The sequence below is a fragment of the Enterobacter wuhouensis genome, assembly GCF_004331265.1.
In the GTDB taxonomy this organism is placed as follows: domain Bacteria; phylum Pseudomonadota; class Gammaproteobacteria; order Enterobacterales; family Enterobacteriaceae; genus Enterobacter; species Enterobacter wuhouensis.
Genome location: NZ_SJOO01000012.1, coordinates 88,783 through 103,007, shown reverse-complemented (window position 1 = coordinate 103,007; position 14,225 = coordinate 88,783). Strand labels below are relative to the sequence as shown.

Genomic DNA, 14,225 nt, shown 5'->3' with positions numbered 1-14,225 from the left:
GGCTATTTCAACAAATGCTGGTTTTTTGAATGCATAACGACAAAGATCTCTCCACGTGGCAAACATTCCGCCGACTATGGCCGATGATTGCGCCCTTTAAACCAGGCTTGATCGTGGCGGGCATAGCGTTAATCCTCAACGCAGCCAGCGATACTTTTATGCTATCGCTTCTCAAACCGTTACTGGACGACGGTTTTGGTAAAACGGATCGCTCAGTGTTGCTATGGATGCCTCTGGTGGTTATCGGACTGATGGTCTTACGCGGTATCACCAGCTATATTTCCAGCTACTGCATTTCCTGGGTTTCAGGGAAAGTGGTGATGACCATGCGCCGCCGTCTGTTTAGTCACATGATGGGGATGCCGGTCTCGTTTTTTGACAAGCAATCTACCGGCACGCTGCTGTCTCGTATTACCTATGACTCAGAGCAGGTGGCTTCCTCATCCTCCAGCGCGCTCATTACGGTCGTGCGTGAAGGCGCGTCCATCATTGGCCTGTTCGCGATGATGTTCTACTACAGCTGGCAGCTGTCGATCATCCTTATCGTTCTGGCACCGATTGTGTCTATTGCTATTCGCGTGGTGTCTAAGCGCTTCCGCAATATCAGCAAGAACATGCAGAATACGATGGGGCAGGTGACGACCAGCGCAGAACAGATGCTGAAAGGGCATAAGGAAGTGTTGATCTTCGGCGGTCAGAAAGTCGAAACCAAACGCTTTGATAAGGTCAGCAACAAAATGCGCCTGCAGGGGATGAAAATGGTTTCGGCCTCTTCCATCTCCGACCCGGTGATTCAGCTGATTGCTTCCCTGGCGCTGGCATTTGTGCTGTATGCCGCAAGCTTCCCAAGCGTTATGGAAACACTGACGGCGGGTACTATCACCGTCGTCTTCTCCTCCATGATTGCGCTGATGCGTCCGCTGAAATCGCTGACGAACGTTAACGCCCAGTTCCAGCGCGGGATGGCCGCTTGCCAGACGCTGTTCAGCATTCTGGACTCAGAGCAGGAAAAAGATGAAGGGACGCGCGCGATTGAGCGTGCTAAGGGTGACGTTGAGTTCCGCAATGTCACCTTTACCTATCCTGGCCGTGAAACGCCGGCTCTGCGCAATATCAACCTGACCATTCCGGCGGGCAAAACCGTTGCGCTGGTTGGGCGTTCAGGTTCGGGTAAATCCACTATTGCCAGCCTGATTACCCGCTTCTATGACATCAACGAAGGTGAAATCCTGCTGGACGGTCACGACCTGCGGGAATATACCCTGCAGTCGCTGCGTAATCAGGTGGCGCTGGTTTCTCAGAACGTGCATCTGTTTAACGATACGGTCGCGAACAATATTGCCTATGCGCGTACGGAAGAGTACAGCCGCGAGCAGATTGAGAACGCTGCCCGCATGGCGTATGCAATGGACTTCATCAACAAGATGGATAACGGCCTGGATACGATTATCGGTGAAAACGGGGTTCTGCTCTCCGGCGGCCAGCGTCAGCGTATCGCCATCGCCCGTGCGCTGCTGCGTGATAGCCCGATTCTGATTCTGGATGAAGCGACTTCCGCGCTGGATACGGAGTCTGAACGCGCTATTCAGTCCGCACTGGATGAACTGCAGAAAAACCGTACGTCACTGGTGATTGCTCACCGCCTGTCGACCATTGAACAAGCCGATGAAATTGTCGTTGTTGAAGATGGCGTGATCGTGGAGCGCGGAAGCCACGCTGATTTGCTGGCGCATCGCGGTGTGTATGCTCAGCTTCACAAGATGCAGTTCGGCGCATGATCGCACGCATCTGGTCCGGTGAGTCACTGCTGTGGCTGCTGCTTCTCCCGCTCTCCTGGCTCTATGGCCTGGTGAGCGGTGCCATTCGTCTGCTGTATCGACTGGGGCTGAAGCAGGCCTGGCGCGCACCGGTTCCGGTTGTGGTTGTGGGGAACCTCACTGCGGGGGGGAATGGCAAAACGCCGGTCGTTATCTGGCTGGTAGAGCAACTCCAAAAACGCGGTATTCGCCCGGGCGTTGTGTCGCGAGGTTATGGCGGTAAAGCCGCGCAGTACCCGCTGTTATTGAAAGCGGATACAACGACCGCCGAAGCCGGTGATGAACCGGTTTTAATTTATCAGCGCACGGGCGCCCCGGTTGCCGTATCCCCGGTGCGCAGCGACGCCGTTAAAGCGCTTCTATCCGGGCACGGTGTGCAAATTATCATCACCGATGATGGCCTGCAGCATTATGCCCTTGCGCGCGATAAAGAGATTGTGGTCGTTGACGGGGTTCGTCGTTTTGGTAACGGCTGGTGGCTTCCCGCAGGGCCGATGCGCGAACGCGCATCGCGCCTTAAGTCCGTTGATGCGGTGATTGTTAACGGCGGTGCGGCAAAAGCGGGTGAAATTCCTATGCATCTGCAGCCTGGCAACGCGGTCAACCTGCTGACCGGCGAACGCAAGGCCGTTGATCAACTGCCAGCTCTGGTGGCGATGGCGGGCATTGGCCATCCTCCGCGTTTCTTTGCGACGCTCGAACAATGCGGTGCGCGGCTGGAAAAACGCGTTTCGCTGGCCGATCATCAGGCGTTACTGGCGGAGCAGGTTGATGCGCTCACCGCGCCGGGCCAGACCTTGATCATGACGGAAAAAGATGCGGTTAAGTGCCGTGCCTTTGCGAAGGAAAACTGGTGGTACCTGCCGGTTGACGCTGAGCTCAGCGGCGAGCAGCCGGAACAATTGCTCAAGGAACTTATTGCGTTAGTGCGTTAACGGCACACGCGGTTCTGGCGGCGCTTTGACTGACAGGAAAACGCATGTCTTTACCGCAACTCTCGCTTTCAGCTGCACGAAATCTCCACCTTGCCGCGCAGGGGTTGCTCAAAAAGCCCCGCCGCCGCGCGCAGCCCGCCGATATCCTTTCTACCGTGCAACGCATGTCGTTGTTGCAAATCGACACAATCAATATTGTTGCGCGCAGTCCTTACCTGGTGCTGTTCAGCCGCCTGGGGAACTATCAGCCGCAGTGGCTGGATAATGCCCTGAGCAGGGGCGAACTCATGGAGTACTGGGCGCACGAGGCCTGCTTCCTGCCGCGCAGTGATTTTGCACTGGTGCGTCACCGTATGCTTTCCCCGGACAAGATGGGCTGGAAGTATCGCCAGGAATGGATGCAGGAGCACGCTGCGGAAATCGAACGGCTTATTGCGCACATTCAGGAAAACGGTCCGGTACGCTCCGCCGATTTTGAGCACCCGCGAAAAGGGGCAAGCGGCTGGTGGGAGTGGAAGCCGCACAAACGTCATCTTGAAGGGCTGTTTACCTCTGGCAAAGTCATGGTGATAGAGCGGCGTAATTTTCAGCGCGTCTATGACCTGACGCACCGCGTGATGCCTCACTGGGATGACCAGCGCGATCTGCTCACCCAGGACGCGGCAGAAGCCATCATGCTGGAAAATAGCGCCCGCAGCCTGGGGATTTTCCGCCCCCAGTGGCTGGCGGATTATTATCGGCTGCGCCAGCCCGCCTTAAAGCCCCTGCTTGAGAAGTGGCAAGACGAAAAGCGCATCGCTCCCGTGACGGTCGATACTCTGGGTGAAATGTGGCTTCACGCGGATTTACTCCCGCTATTACCTCAGGCTCTGGAAGGGAAACTTCAGGCGACCCACAGCGCAGTGCTGTCACCGTTTGATCCGGTTGTCTGGGACAGAAAACGGGCCGAACAGCTGTTTAATTTTAGCTACCGGCTGGAATGCTATACCCCCGCGCCGAAACGTCAGTTTGGCTATTTCGTTTTACCACTGCTGCATAAAGGGCAGCTGGTCGGGCGCATGGACGCAAAAATGCACCGTAAAACCGGCACGCTTGAAGTCATTGCGCTCTATCTTGAAGCGGGCGTTAAGGTGACGGCGACCCTGGAGAAAGGATTAACCTCCGCAATTAGCGAATTTGCACGCTGGCAGGGAGCACACGGCGTGACGCTGGGCCGTATACCCGAGGGGCTGTTTACATCCTGTCGAAGTGGCTGGGAAACAGGCACTCCCTGAAAAAGGAATGTGTTAAGCTTTAGCGATTACCCATACGGAGGAACTATGGATCACCGTTTACTTGAAATTATTGCCTGCCCGGTGTGCAACGGCAAACTCTACTATAGCCAGGACAAACAAGAGCTGATTTGCAAGCTGGACAGCCTGGCTTTCCCGCTGCGTGACGGTATTCCGGTTCTGCTGGAAAACGAAGCCCGTTCCCTGGTGGCAGAAGAGAGCAAACCATGAGTTTTGTCGTCATTATCCCGGCGCGCTATGCGTCAACGCGCCTGCCGGGTAAACCACTGGTGGACATCAACGGCAAGCCGATGATCGTGCACGTGCTTGAGCGAGCGCGTGAATCCGGTGCAGATCGCGTGATTGTGGCAACCGATCACCCTGACGTGGCGAAAGCGGTTGAAGCCGCGGGGGGGGAAGTCTGCATGACCCGCGCCGACCATCAGTCCGGCACCGAGCGTCTGGCAGAGGTGGTTGAAAAATGCGGATTCAGCGACGATACGGTCATCGTTAACGTGCAGGGCGATGAGCCGATGATCCCGGCGGTCATTATTCGCCAGGTTGCAGAAAATCTCGCGCAGCGTCAGGTTGGAATGGCGACGCTTGCGGTGCCTGTTCATCATGCGGAAGAGGCTTTCAATCCCAATGCCGTGAAGGTGGTGATGGACGCAGAAGGCTACGCGCTGTACTTCTCTCGGGCCACCATTCCATGGGACCGCGATCGCTTTGCGGCGTCAAAAGAGACGATTGGTGATACCATTTTGCGTCACCTCGGCATCTATGGCTACCGCGCGGGCTTTATTCGCCGCTACGTTACCTGGGCACCGAGCCCGCTCGAGCATATCGAAATGCTGGAGCAGCTCCGCGTGCTTTGGTATGGCGAAAAGATCCACGTTGCCGTTGCCGAGGAAGTACCCGGCACGGGTGTTGACACCCCAGAAGATCTTGAGCGCGTTCGCGCAGAGCTGCGTTAACGCTATCCACATCCCTCCATTCGGGGGGATGTTCTCCCGCCGGCGTATTTTTCCTATTTCTTTTCCATAATTGATCTCTTCCGGGTGACATCTGCTCTCTGCACGCTCATTATAAAAGCAGTAGTCTTAATGGGGGTAATCTCATATGGAACAGCTGCGTGCCGAACTTAGCCACCTGCTCGGCGAGAAGTTAAGCCGGGTTGAGTGCGTGAGTGAAAAGGCAGATACCGCACTCTGGTCGTTATACGACAGTCAGGGAAACCCAATGCCGCTCATGGCAAGAAGCTTTACCTCGCCGGGCGTCGCCAGACAGCTCGCGTGGAAAATGTCTTTGCTGGCGCGGGAAGGGACAGTCCGTATGCCAACGGTCTACGGCGTGATGACGCATGAAGAACACCCCGGTCCGGATGTGCTGCTGATTGAACGCCTGCGCGGCGTCTCTGTGGAGGCTCCTGCGCGATCGCCCGAACGGTGGGAGCAGCTTAAAGACCAGATTGTTGAAGCGCTGCTGGCCTGGCATCGGCAGGATAGTCGCGGGCTCGTTGGCCCGGTTGACAGCACGCAGGAAAACCTGTGGCCGCTCTGGTATCGCCAGCGCGTCGAAGTCCTGTGGGGAACGTTGAACCAGTTCAACAACACCGGTTTAACCATGCAGGATAAACGTATTTTATTCCGCACCCGGGAATGCCTACCCGCCCTGTTTGAAGGTTTTAACGACAACTGCGTGCTAATACACGGCAATTTTACCCTACGCAGCATGTTGAAGGATCCCCGAAGCGACCAGCTGCTGGCGATGGTCGGCCCGGGCATCATGCTTTGGGCGCCGCGCGAGTATGAGTTATTCAGGCTTAGCGACAGCGGCTTTGCAGAAGGGCTGCTGTGGCACTATCTGCAGCGCGCCCCCGTCGCGGAAGCATTTCTGTGGCGGCGCTGGCTCTACCTGCTCTGGGATGAAGTGGCGCAGCTGGTGAATACCGGACGGTTCAATCGCGCCAACTTCGATCTCGCCACAAAATCACTCTTGCCCTGGCTCGCCTGACGCTCCCTTAAGCCACTGCCAGACTCTCCCGAGCGTTTCGTAACCGACGCGATCGCTATGCATCAACCATATGGGGGACGGGATCGCCCGTTCCCACGGGTTGAGCGGCGCATCGATGGCTATCTGATTTGCTGGTGCGGGCAGCGGGTGCAAGCCTTGCTTTTCAAAGAAAATCATCGCTCTCGGCAGGTGTGAGGCGGAGGTGACCAGTAAAAACGGCGCATCCCCGATAGCCTGCTTCACCGCCGCGGCCTCCTCTTCCGTATCTTTAGGGCTATCCAGCGTGATGATTGAGGCGCGCGGCACGCCAAGCGACTCCGCGACCCTTGCACCGGCTTCAGCCGTACTGACCGGGTTCGTTTTGGCCGCAGCACCGGTGAAGATCATTTTCGCCCCGGGGTTGGCGAGCCACAGACGAATACCCTCGTTTAACCGTGGAAGGCTATTGTTAATAAGGTTCGAACTGGGCGCCCAGTTTGGGTCCCAGGTGTAGCCACCGCCCAGCACCACGATGTAGTCCACTTTCTGATTTCCCTGCCAGGTCGGGTAGGTCTTTTCGATCGGGCGCAGTAAGCCATCGGCGACCGGTTGCAGGCTTAATAACAAAAGTACAAGCCAACCCAGCGTTACGATCGATTTGCCACTTTTCTGAAAACGGCTGAACCAAACCAGCACCAGGCCCAGCGCGATGAGCAGTAGCAGCAGCGGAAGAGGGAGTAGCATCCCGCCCACGTATTTTTTCAGTGTGAAAAGCATCCTTTTTGGTTCCTTTTTTAACCATACAGCAGGCTATTAGTCGTGATATTACACCAGAGAGGTTCATTCTCCGCGCGGGTGTGACAAAATAGCGGTTTTGCAGTGAATGAGTGGAACCCTCCCAATGCGGGATCGCAATTTTGATGACATCGCGGAAAAGTTTTCGCGCAACATTTATGGCACCACCAAAGGCCAGCTTCGTCAGACGATCCTCTGGCAGGATCTGGACAAGCTGCTTGCCGAATTTGGTGACCGCAGGTTGCGCGTGCTTGATGCCGGTGGCGGGGAAGGTCAGACGGCAATTCTGATGGCGCAGCGGGGCCATCACGTCACACTTTGCGATCTCTCTGCCGAGATGGTTGCGCGCGCCGAGCGAGCAGCAGAAGAGAAAGGTGTGAGCGACAACATGCATTTTATACATTGCGCCGCTCAGGACATTCCCCAGCATTTGGAAACGCAGGTTGATCTGATATTGTTTCATGCTGTGCTCGAATGGGTCGCTGAGCCGCAAGCCATGTTAAAAACGCTGTGGTCGATGCTGTGCCCGGGCGGTGCGCTATCGCTGATGTTCTACAATGCCAACGGCCTGCTGATGCGAAACGTGCTGGTGGGCAATTTTGGCTATGTGCAGCAGGGTATGTACAAAAAGAAACGACGCACGCTTTCACCGGATTTCCCGCGAGAACCGCAGCAGGTCTATGGCTGGCTGGAGGAGATCGGCTGGGAGATCACCGGTAAAACAGGCGTGAGGGTGTTTCATGATTATCTGCGTGATAAACAAAAACAGGATGACTGTTTAGACGCCTTAACAGAAATAGAAACGCGGTATTGCCGCCAGGAGCCTTATCTGAGCCTTGGCCGCTATATACACGTCACCGCGCGCAAGCCGCAGATGCAAGGATAATCTATGAGTGAATTTTCCCAGACAGTCCCCGAACTGGTTGCCTGGGCCAGGAAAAACGATTTCTCCATCTCGCTGCCGGTAGACAGACTCTCTTTCCTGCTGGCGGTTGCCACGCTGAACGGCGAACGGCTCGATGGCGAAATGAGTGAGGGTGAACTGGTGGATGCGTTCCGCCACGTCAGTGATGCGTTTGAGCAAACCAGCGAAACCATTAGCGTGCGTGCCAACAACGCAATCAACGATATGGTGCGTCAACGTCTGCTGAACCGCTTTACCAGCGAGCAGGCGGAAGGAAACGCCATCTATCGTTTGACGCCTCTGGGCATCGGCATTACCGATTACTACATTCGCCAGCGCGAATTTTCGACGCTGCGTCTATCCATGCAGCTGTCTATTGTAGCGGGCGAGCTTAAGCGCGCTGCCGACGCGGCGGATGAAAACGGGGACGAGTTCCACTGGCACCGCAACGTTTATGCGCCGCTGAAATATTCGGTTGCCGAGATTTTCGACAGTATCGATCTGACCCAGCGCCTGATGGACGAACAGCAGCAGCAGGTGAAAGACGATATTGCGCAGCTGCTGAACAAAGACTGGCGCGCGGCCATCTCCAGCTGTGAACTCTTGCTGTCAGAAACCTCCGGTACGCTGCGCGAGCTGCAGGATACGCTGGAGGCGGCGGGGGACAAGCTGCAGGCAAACCTGCTGCGCATCCAGGATGCCACGCTGGCGCATGACGATCTCCATTTTGTCGACCGTCTGGTCTTTGACCTGCAGAGCAAGCTCGATCGCATTATCAGCTGGGGCCAGCAGTCTATCGACCTGTGGATTGGCTACGACCGTCACGTGCACAAATTCATCCGTACCGCGATCGATATGGATAAAAACCGCGTCTTTGCGCAGCGTTTGCGCCAGTCGGTACAGACCTATTTCGATGCGCCGTGGGCGCTGACCTACGCCAACGCCGATCGTCTGCTGGATATGCGCGACGAAGAGATGGCGCTGCGCGATGAAGAGGTCACCGGTGAACTGCCGCCGGATCTGGAATTCGAAGAATTCAACGAAATTCGCGAGCAGCTTGCGGCGATGATCGAAGAACAGCTCGCTGTCTACAAAACCAGACAAGTGCCGCTGGATCTTGGCCTCGTGGTGCGCGACTATCTGGCGCAATATCCGCGTGCGCGCCATTTCGATATCGCCCGCATTGTTGTAGACCAGGCCGTGCGCCTGGGTATCGCGCAAGCAGATTTCACCGGCCTGCCGCCGAAGTGGCAGCCGATTAACGATTACGGAGCCAAGGTACAGGCGCATGTCATTGACAAATATTGAACAAGTGATGCCACTTAAGCTGGCACAGGCGCTGGCGAATCCGTTATTTCCGGCGCTGGACAGCCAGCTGCGTGCCGGTCGTCACATTGGTCTTGACGAGCTGGATAATCACGCCTTTTTGATGGACTTCCAGGAGTATCTGGAAGAGTTTTATGCGCGCTATAACGTTGAGCTTATTCGCGCGCCGGAAGGTTTCTTCTATCTTCGCCCGCGCTCCACGACGCTGATTCCGCGTTCCGTACTCTCCGAGCTGGATATGATGGTCGGCAAAATTCTCTGCTACCTGTATCTCAGCCCGGAACGCCTGGCGAATGAAGGGATCTTCACTCAGCAGGAGCTTTACGATGAACTGCTTGCGCTCGCGGATGAGGGCAAACTGCTCAAGCTGGTGAACAACCGCTCTACGGGGTCGGATCTTGACCGTCAGAAATTACAGGAAAAGGTTCGCTCTTCCCTGAACCGTCTGCGTCGTCTGGGCATGGTCTGGTTTATGGGCCACGACAGCAGCAAATTCCGCATCACGGAATCTGTCTTCCGCTTCGGCGCCGACGTGCGTGCGGGTGACGATGCGCGAGAAGCGCAGCTGCGCATGATCCGCGACGGCGAAGCGATGCCGGTGGAAAACCATTTGCAGCTCAATGACGAGCATGAAGAGAATCAGCCGGATAGCGGGGAGGAAGAGTAATGATTGAACGCGGTAAATTTCGCTCACTAACGCTGATTAACTGGAACGGTTTCTTTGCCCGAACCTTCGATCTGGATGAGCTGGTGACGACGCTCTCCGGCGGTAACGGTGCGGGTAAATCCACCACCATGGCGGCATTTGTTACGGCGTTAATCCCCGATTTGACGCTGCTGCACTTCCGTAACACCACCGAAGCGGGCGCGACAAGCGGCTCTCGCGATAAGGGCCTGCACGGTAAGCTCAAAGCCGGCGTCTGCTATTCGGTGCTGGACGTGATCAACTCGCGTCACCAGCGCGTGGTGGTGGGCGTGCGTCTGCAGCAGGTTGCCGGTCGCGATCGTAAAGTGGATATCAAACCCTTTGCCATTCAGGGGCTGCCGACCTCCATGCAGCCCACGGCGCTGCTGACGGAAACCCTGAACGAACGTCAGGCGCGCGTGCTGACGCTGCAGGAGCTGAAGGATAAGCTTGAAGCCATCGAAGGCGTGCAGTTCAAGCAGTTCAACTCCATTACCGACTACCACTCCCTGATGTTCGACCTGGGCGTGGTGGCGCGTCGTCTGCGTACCGCCTCGGACCGTAGCAAATACTACCGTCTGATCGAAGCCTCCCTGTACGGCGGTATCTCCAGCGCCATTACACGCTCCCTGCGCGACTATTTGTTGCCAGAAAACAGCGGCGTGCGTAAGGCCTTCCAGGACATGGAAGCCGCGCTGCGTGAAAACCGCATGACGCTGGAAGCGATTCGCGTGACCCAGTCCGACCGTGACCTCTTTAAGCACCTGATCAGCGAAGCCACCAACTACGTGGCCGCGGACTATATGCGCCACGCCAACGAGCGTCGCGTACACCTTGATCAGGCCTTAGAGTACCGTCGCGAGCTGTTTACCTCCCGCAAGCAGCTGGTGGCAGAGCAGTACAAGCACGTCGAAATGGCCCGCGAGCTGGGCGAGCAGAACGGTGCAGAAGGGGATCTGGAAGCCGATTACCAGGCCGCCAGCGATCACCTGAACCTGGTGCAGACCGCGCTGCGTCAGCAGGAAAAAATCGAGCGCTACGAAGCGGACCTCGATGAGCTGCAAATTCGTCTTGAAGAACAAAATGAAGTGGTGGCCGAAGCCGCCGACATGCAGGAAGAGAACGAAGCCCGCGCCGAAGCCGCCGAGCTGGAAGTGGACGAGCTGAAAAGCCAGCTTGCCGATTACCAGCAGGCGCTGGACGTGCAGCAGACGCGCGCCATTCAGTACACTCAGGCACTGCAGGCCTTACAGCGTGCGAAAGAGCTGTGCCATCTGCCGGATTTAACGCCTGAGAGCGCGGACGAATGGCTGGACACTTTCCAGGCCAAAGAGCAGGAAGCGACCGAAAAGCTGCTTTCCCTTGAACAGAAAATGAGCGTGGCACAAACGGCGCACAGCCAGTTTGAACAGGCCTACCAGCTGGTGGTGGCGATTAACGGCCCGCTGGCGCGTAATGAAGCCTGGGACGTGGCCCGCGAGCTGCTGCGCGACGGCGTCAACCAGCGCCATCTAGCCGAGCAGGTTCAGCCGCTGCGCATGCGTCTGAACGAGCTGGAACAGCGCCTGCGAGAGCAGCAGGAAGCCGAGCGTCTGCTGGCAGAATTCTGCAAGCGTCAGGGTAAACAGTACGATTTTGACGAGCTTGAGGCGCTGCACCAGGAGCTGGAGGCCCGCATTGCCGCGCTGTCTGACTCGGTATCCAACGCCAGCGAACAGCGCATGACGCTGCGTCAGGAGATGGAGCAGCTCCAGTCCCGTTCGCAAAGGCTGCTGCAGCGTGCCCCGGTCTGGCTTGCAGCGCAAAGTAGCCTGAACCAGCTTAGCGAGCAGTGCGGCGAAGAATTCGAGTCCAGCCAGGACGTCACCGAGTATCTGCAGCAGCTGCTTGAGCGCGAGCGCGAAGCGATTGTAGAACGTGACGAAGTGGGCGCGCGTAAACGTGACGTCGACGATGAAATTGAGCGCTTGAGCCAGCCGGGCGGTGCGGAAGATGCGCGCCTGAACACCCTGGCCGAGCGTTTCGGCGGCGTCCTGCTGTCCGAAATTTACGATGACGTAGGTCTGGATGATGCGCCGTACTTTTCCGCGCTGTACGGCCCGTCGCGTAACGCGATTGTGGTTCCGGACCTGTCGCTGATTTCCGAGCAGCTTGCCGGACTGGAAGATTGCCCGGAAGATCTCTATCTGATCGAAGGCGATCCGCAGTCGTTCGATGACAGCGTGTTCAGCGTTGACGAGCTGGAAAAAGCGGTGGTGGTGAAAATCGCCGATCGTCAATGGCGCTACTCTCGCTTCCCGGAACTGCCCCTGTTTGGCCGCGCCGCGCGTGAAAACCGTATTGAAAGCCTGCACGCCGAGCGTGAAACGCTGTCTGAACGTTTTGCGACGCTGTCGTTTGACGTACAGAAAACCCAGCGCCTGCACCAGGCCTTTAGCCGCTTTATTGGCAGCCATCTTGCGGTCGCTTTTGAAGCCGATCCGGAAGCTGAAATTCGCAAGCTCAATACCCGCCGCGGCGAGCTTGAGCGTGCCATTGCTAATCATGAAAATGATAACCAGCAGAGCCGCGTCCAGTTTGAACAGGCGAAAGAGGGCGTTGCTGCGCTTAACCGCATCCTGCCGCGCCTGAACCTGCTGGCGGATGAGACGCTGGCCGATCGCGTGGATGAGATCCAGGAGCGCCTGGATGAAGCGCAGGAAGCCGCGCGTTTCGTGCAGCAGCACGGCAACCAGCTGGCGAAGCTTGAACCGGTCGTCTCGGTGCTTCAGAGCGACCCGGAGCAGTTTGAGCAGCTTAAAGAAGACTACGCCTGGTCGCAGCAGGTGCAGCGTGAAGCGCGCCAGCAGGCGTTTGCCCTGACGGAGGTGGTGCAGCGTCGCGCCCACTTTGGTTACTCCGATTCAGCAGAAATGCTGAGCGGTAACAGCGATCTGAATGAAAAGCTGCGCCAGCGCCTTGAGCAGGCTGAGGCCGAGCGTACCCGCGCTCGTGAAGCCATGCGTACACACGCTGCACAGCTGAGCCAGTACAGCCAGGTCATGGCCTCGCTGAAAAGCTCCTTCGACACCAAAAAAGAGCTGTTAAACGATCTGCACAAAGAGCTGCAGGATATCGGGGTGCGTGCCGACAGCGGTGCGGAAGAACGCGCGCGCATTCGTCGCGATGAACTGCACAGCCAGCTCAGCAACAACCGCGCCCGCCGCAATCAGCTGGAAAAAGCGCTGACCTTCTGCGAAGCGGAGATGGACAACCTGACGCGTCGCCTGCGCAAGCTGGAGCGCGACTATCACGAAATGCGCGAGCAGGTCGTGACCGCGAAGGCGGGGTGGTGCGCGGTGATGCGCATGGTGAAAGACAATAACGTTGAGCGTCGTCTGCACCGCCGCGAGCTGGCGTACCTTTCCGCCGATGAACTGCGTTCCATGTCGGATAAGGCGCTGGGTGCACTGCGTCTGGCGGTTGCGGATAACGAGCACCTGCGCGACGTGCTGCGCATGTCCGAAGATCCGAAGCGCCCGGAGCGCAAAATTCAGTTCTTCGTAGCCGTTTACCAACATCTGCGCGAGCGTATTCGTCAGGATATCATCCGTACAGACGATCCGGTCGAAGCCATCGAACAGATGGAGATCGAGCTGGGCCGCCTGACGGAAGAGCTGACCTCCCGCGAGCAGAAGCTGGCGATCAGCTCCCGCAGCGTGGCGAACATCATCCGCAAAACCATTCAGCGCGAGCAGAACCGTATCCGCCAGCTGAACCAGGGCCTGCAGAGCGTGTCGTTTGGGCAGGTAAACAGCGTGCGTCTGAACGTGAACGTGCGCGAAGCGCATTCAACCTTGCTGGACGTACTGTCTGAGCAGCATGAACAGCACCAGGATCTGTTTAACAGCAATCGCCTGACCTTCTCCGAAGCGCTGGCGAAGCTGTATCAGCGCCTGAATCCGCAAATCGACATGGGTCAGCGTACTCCGCAGACCATCGGTGAGGAGCTGCTGGATTACCGTAACTACCTGGAAATGGAAGTTGAGGTTAACCGTGGTTCCGACGGCTGGCTGCGCGCTGAGTCTGGCGCACTTTCTACCGGTGAAGCGATCGGTACCGGTATGTCGATTCTGGTGATGGTTGTTCAGAGCTGGGAAGATGAAGCGCGTCGCCTGCGCGGAAAAGATATCTCCCCATGCCGTTTGCTGTTCCTGGATGAGGCGGCTCGTCTTGATGCTCGCTCTATCGCCACGCTGTTCGAACTGTGCGATCGCCTTGATATGCAGCTCATCATCGCGGCACCAGAGAATATCAGCCCGGAAAAAGGAACCACCTATAAGCTGGTGCGTAAAGTGTTCCAGAATAGCGAACACGTTCACGTGGTGGGTTTACGCGGCTTTGCGCCGCAGCCGCCGGAGTCGTTGCAGGGTACGGCTGACGCTTCCTGAGGCGTTTTGTTACAAAGAGCGGCGCAGTAGCGCCGCTTTTTTTTTACACTTCGCTTGTGCTTACGGCTGC

Annotated in this window: 11 protein-coding genes; 10 read left to right on the top strand and 1 reads right to left on the bottom strand. The window is 57.1% G+C overall.

The annotated features are described in order from the left end of the window. Positions 1–29: 29 nt before the first annotated feature. From msbA to E0L20_RS20450, 6 genes are all read left to right on the top strand, one after another. Complete coding sequence (gene msbA / locus E0L20_RS20475) at positions 30–1,778, top strand: lipid A ABC transporter ATP-binding protein/permease MsbA (RefSeq protein WP_131635556.1); 1,749 nt, start codon at positions 30–32, stop codon at positions 1,776–1,778. Next, positions 1,775–2,752 carry a tetraacyldisaccharide 4'-kinase gene (lpxK, locus tag E0L20_RS20470; protein ID WP_131635555.1) on the top strand — a complete coding sequence of 326 codons (978 nt, stop codon included), beginning with the start codon at positions 1,775–1,777 and terminating at the stop codon, positions 2,750–2,752. The genes msbA and lpxK overlap by 4 nt, the downstream gene beginning before the upstream one ends. Positions 2,753–2,796: 44 nt before the next feature. Further along, positions 2,797–4,026, top strand: a complete 1,230-nt coding sequence (locus E0L20_RS20465; RefSeq protein WP_131635554.1) for a winged helix-turn-helix domain-containing protein — start codon at positions 2,797–2,799, stop codon at positions 4,024–4,026. 45 nt (positions 4,027–4,071) lie between these two features. Continuing rightward, positions 4,072–4,254 (top strand): protein YcaR, encoded by a 183-nt coding sequence (ycaR, locus tag E0L20_RS20460; protein ID WP_006174474.1) that lies wholly within the window; start codon positions 4,072–4,074, stop codon positions 4,252–4,254. Then, positions 4,251–4,997, top strand: a complete 747-nt coding sequence (gene kdsB / locus E0L20_RS20455) for a 3-deoxy-manno-octulosonate cytidylyltransferase (protein WP_131635553.1) — start codon at positions 4,251–4,253, stop codon at positions 4,995–4,997. The genes ycaR and kdsB overlap by 4 nt, the downstream gene beginning before the upstream one ends. A 145-nt stretch (positions 4,998–5,142) precedes the next feature. Continuing rightward, the gene (locus tag E0L20_RS20450; protein WP_131635552.1) at positions 5,143–6,036 is read left to right on the top strand and encodes a YcbJ family phosphotransferase; all 894 of its coding nucleotides are present in this window, start codon (positions 5,143–5,145) and stop codon (positions 6,034–6,036) included. Here the strand turns inward: E0L20_RS20450 and elyC are convergent. Then, positions 6,013–6,792 (bottom strand): envelope biogenesis factor ElyC, encoded by a 780-nt coding sequence (gene elyC, locus E0L20_RS20445; RefSeq protein WP_131635551.1) that lies wholly within the window; start codon positions 6,790–6,792, stop codon positions 6,013–6,015. The genes E0L20_RS20450 and elyC overlap by 24 nt on opposite strands. 124 nt (positions 6,793–6,916) lie before the next feature. Here elyC and cmoM point away from each other — a divergent pair, with 124 nt between their 5' ends. Genes cmoM through mukB form a run of 4 tightly spaced genes read left to right on the top strand, consistent with a single transcriptional unit; the run spans position 6,917 to position 14,155 of the window. Further along, on the top strand, positions 6,917–7,696 hold the full coding sequence (gene cmoM / locus E0L20_RS20440) for a tRNA uridine 5-oxyacetic acid(34) methyltransferase CmoM (protein ID WP_131635550.1): 780 nt from the start codon (positions 6,917–6,919) through the stop codon (positions 7,694–7,696). Between the two features lie 3 nt (positions 7,697–7,699). Then, complete coding sequence (mukF, locus tag E0L20_RS20435; protein WP_131635549.1) at positions 7,700–9,022, top strand: chromosome partition protein MukF; 1,323 nt, start codon at positions 7,700–7,702, stop codon at positions 9,020–9,022. Then, positions 9,003–9,707, top strand: coding sequence for a chromosome partition protein MukE (gene mukE, locus E0L20_RS20430; RefSeq protein ID WP_131635548.1), 705 nt, complete (start codon positions 9,003–9,005; stop codon positions 9,705–9,707). The genes mukF and mukE overlap by 20 nt, the downstream gene beginning before the upstream one ends. After that, a complete protein-coding gene (mukB, locus tag E0L20_RS20425; RefSeq protein ID WP_131635547.1) occupies positions 9,707–14,155 on the top strand; it encodes a chromosome partition protein MukB in 4,449 nt (1,482 codons plus the stop codon). Before mukE ends, mukB begins: the two co-directional genes overlap by 1 nt. Positions 14,156–14,225 lie beyond the last annotated feature (70 nt).

Excerpts from the sequence above, each read along its gene's own strand:
- msbA (WP_131635556.1), top strand. The coding sequence starts at position 30 with ATGCATAACGACAAAGATCTCTCCACGTGGCAAACATTCCGCCGACTA.
- lpxK (WP_131635555.1), top strand. The coding sequence starts at position 1,775 with ATGATCGCACGCATCTGGTCCGGTGAGTCACTGCTGTGGCTGCTGCTT.
- E0L20_RS20465 (WP_131635554.1), top strand. The coding sequence starts at position 2,797 with ATGTCTTTACCGCAACTCTCGCTTTCAGCTGCACGAAATCTCCACCTT.
- ycaR (WP_006174474.1), top strand. The coding sequence starts at position 4,072 with ATGGATCACCGTTTACTTGAAATTATTGCCTGCCCGGTGTGCAACGGC.
- kdsB (WP_131635553.1), top strand. The coding sequence starts at position 4,251 with ATGAGTTTTGTCGTCATTATCCCGGCGCGCTATGCGTCAACGCGCCTG.
- E0L20_RS20450 (WP_131635552.1), top strand. The coding sequence starts at position 5,143 with ATGGAACAGCTGCGTGCCGAACTTAGCCACCTGCTCGGCGAGAAGTTA.
- elyC (WP_131635551.1), bottom strand. The coding sequence starts at position 6,792 with ATGCTTTTCACACTGAAAAAATACGTGGGCGGGATGCTACTCCCTCTT.
- cmoM (WP_131635550.1), top strand. The coding sequence starts at position 6,917 with ATGCGGGATCGCAATTTTGATGACATCGCGGAAAAGTTTTCGCGCAAC.
- mukF (WP_131635549.1), top strand. The coding sequence starts at position 7,700 with ATGAGTGAATTTTCCCAGACAGTCCCCGAACTGGTTGCCTGGGCCAGG.
- mukE (WP_131635548.1), top strand. The coding sequence starts at position 9,003 with ATGTCATTGACAAATATTGAACAAGTGATGCCACTTAAGCTGGCACAG.
- mukB (WP_131635547.1), top strand. The coding sequence starts at position 9,707 with ATGATTGAACGCGGTAAATTTCGCTCACTAACGCTGATTAACTGGAAC.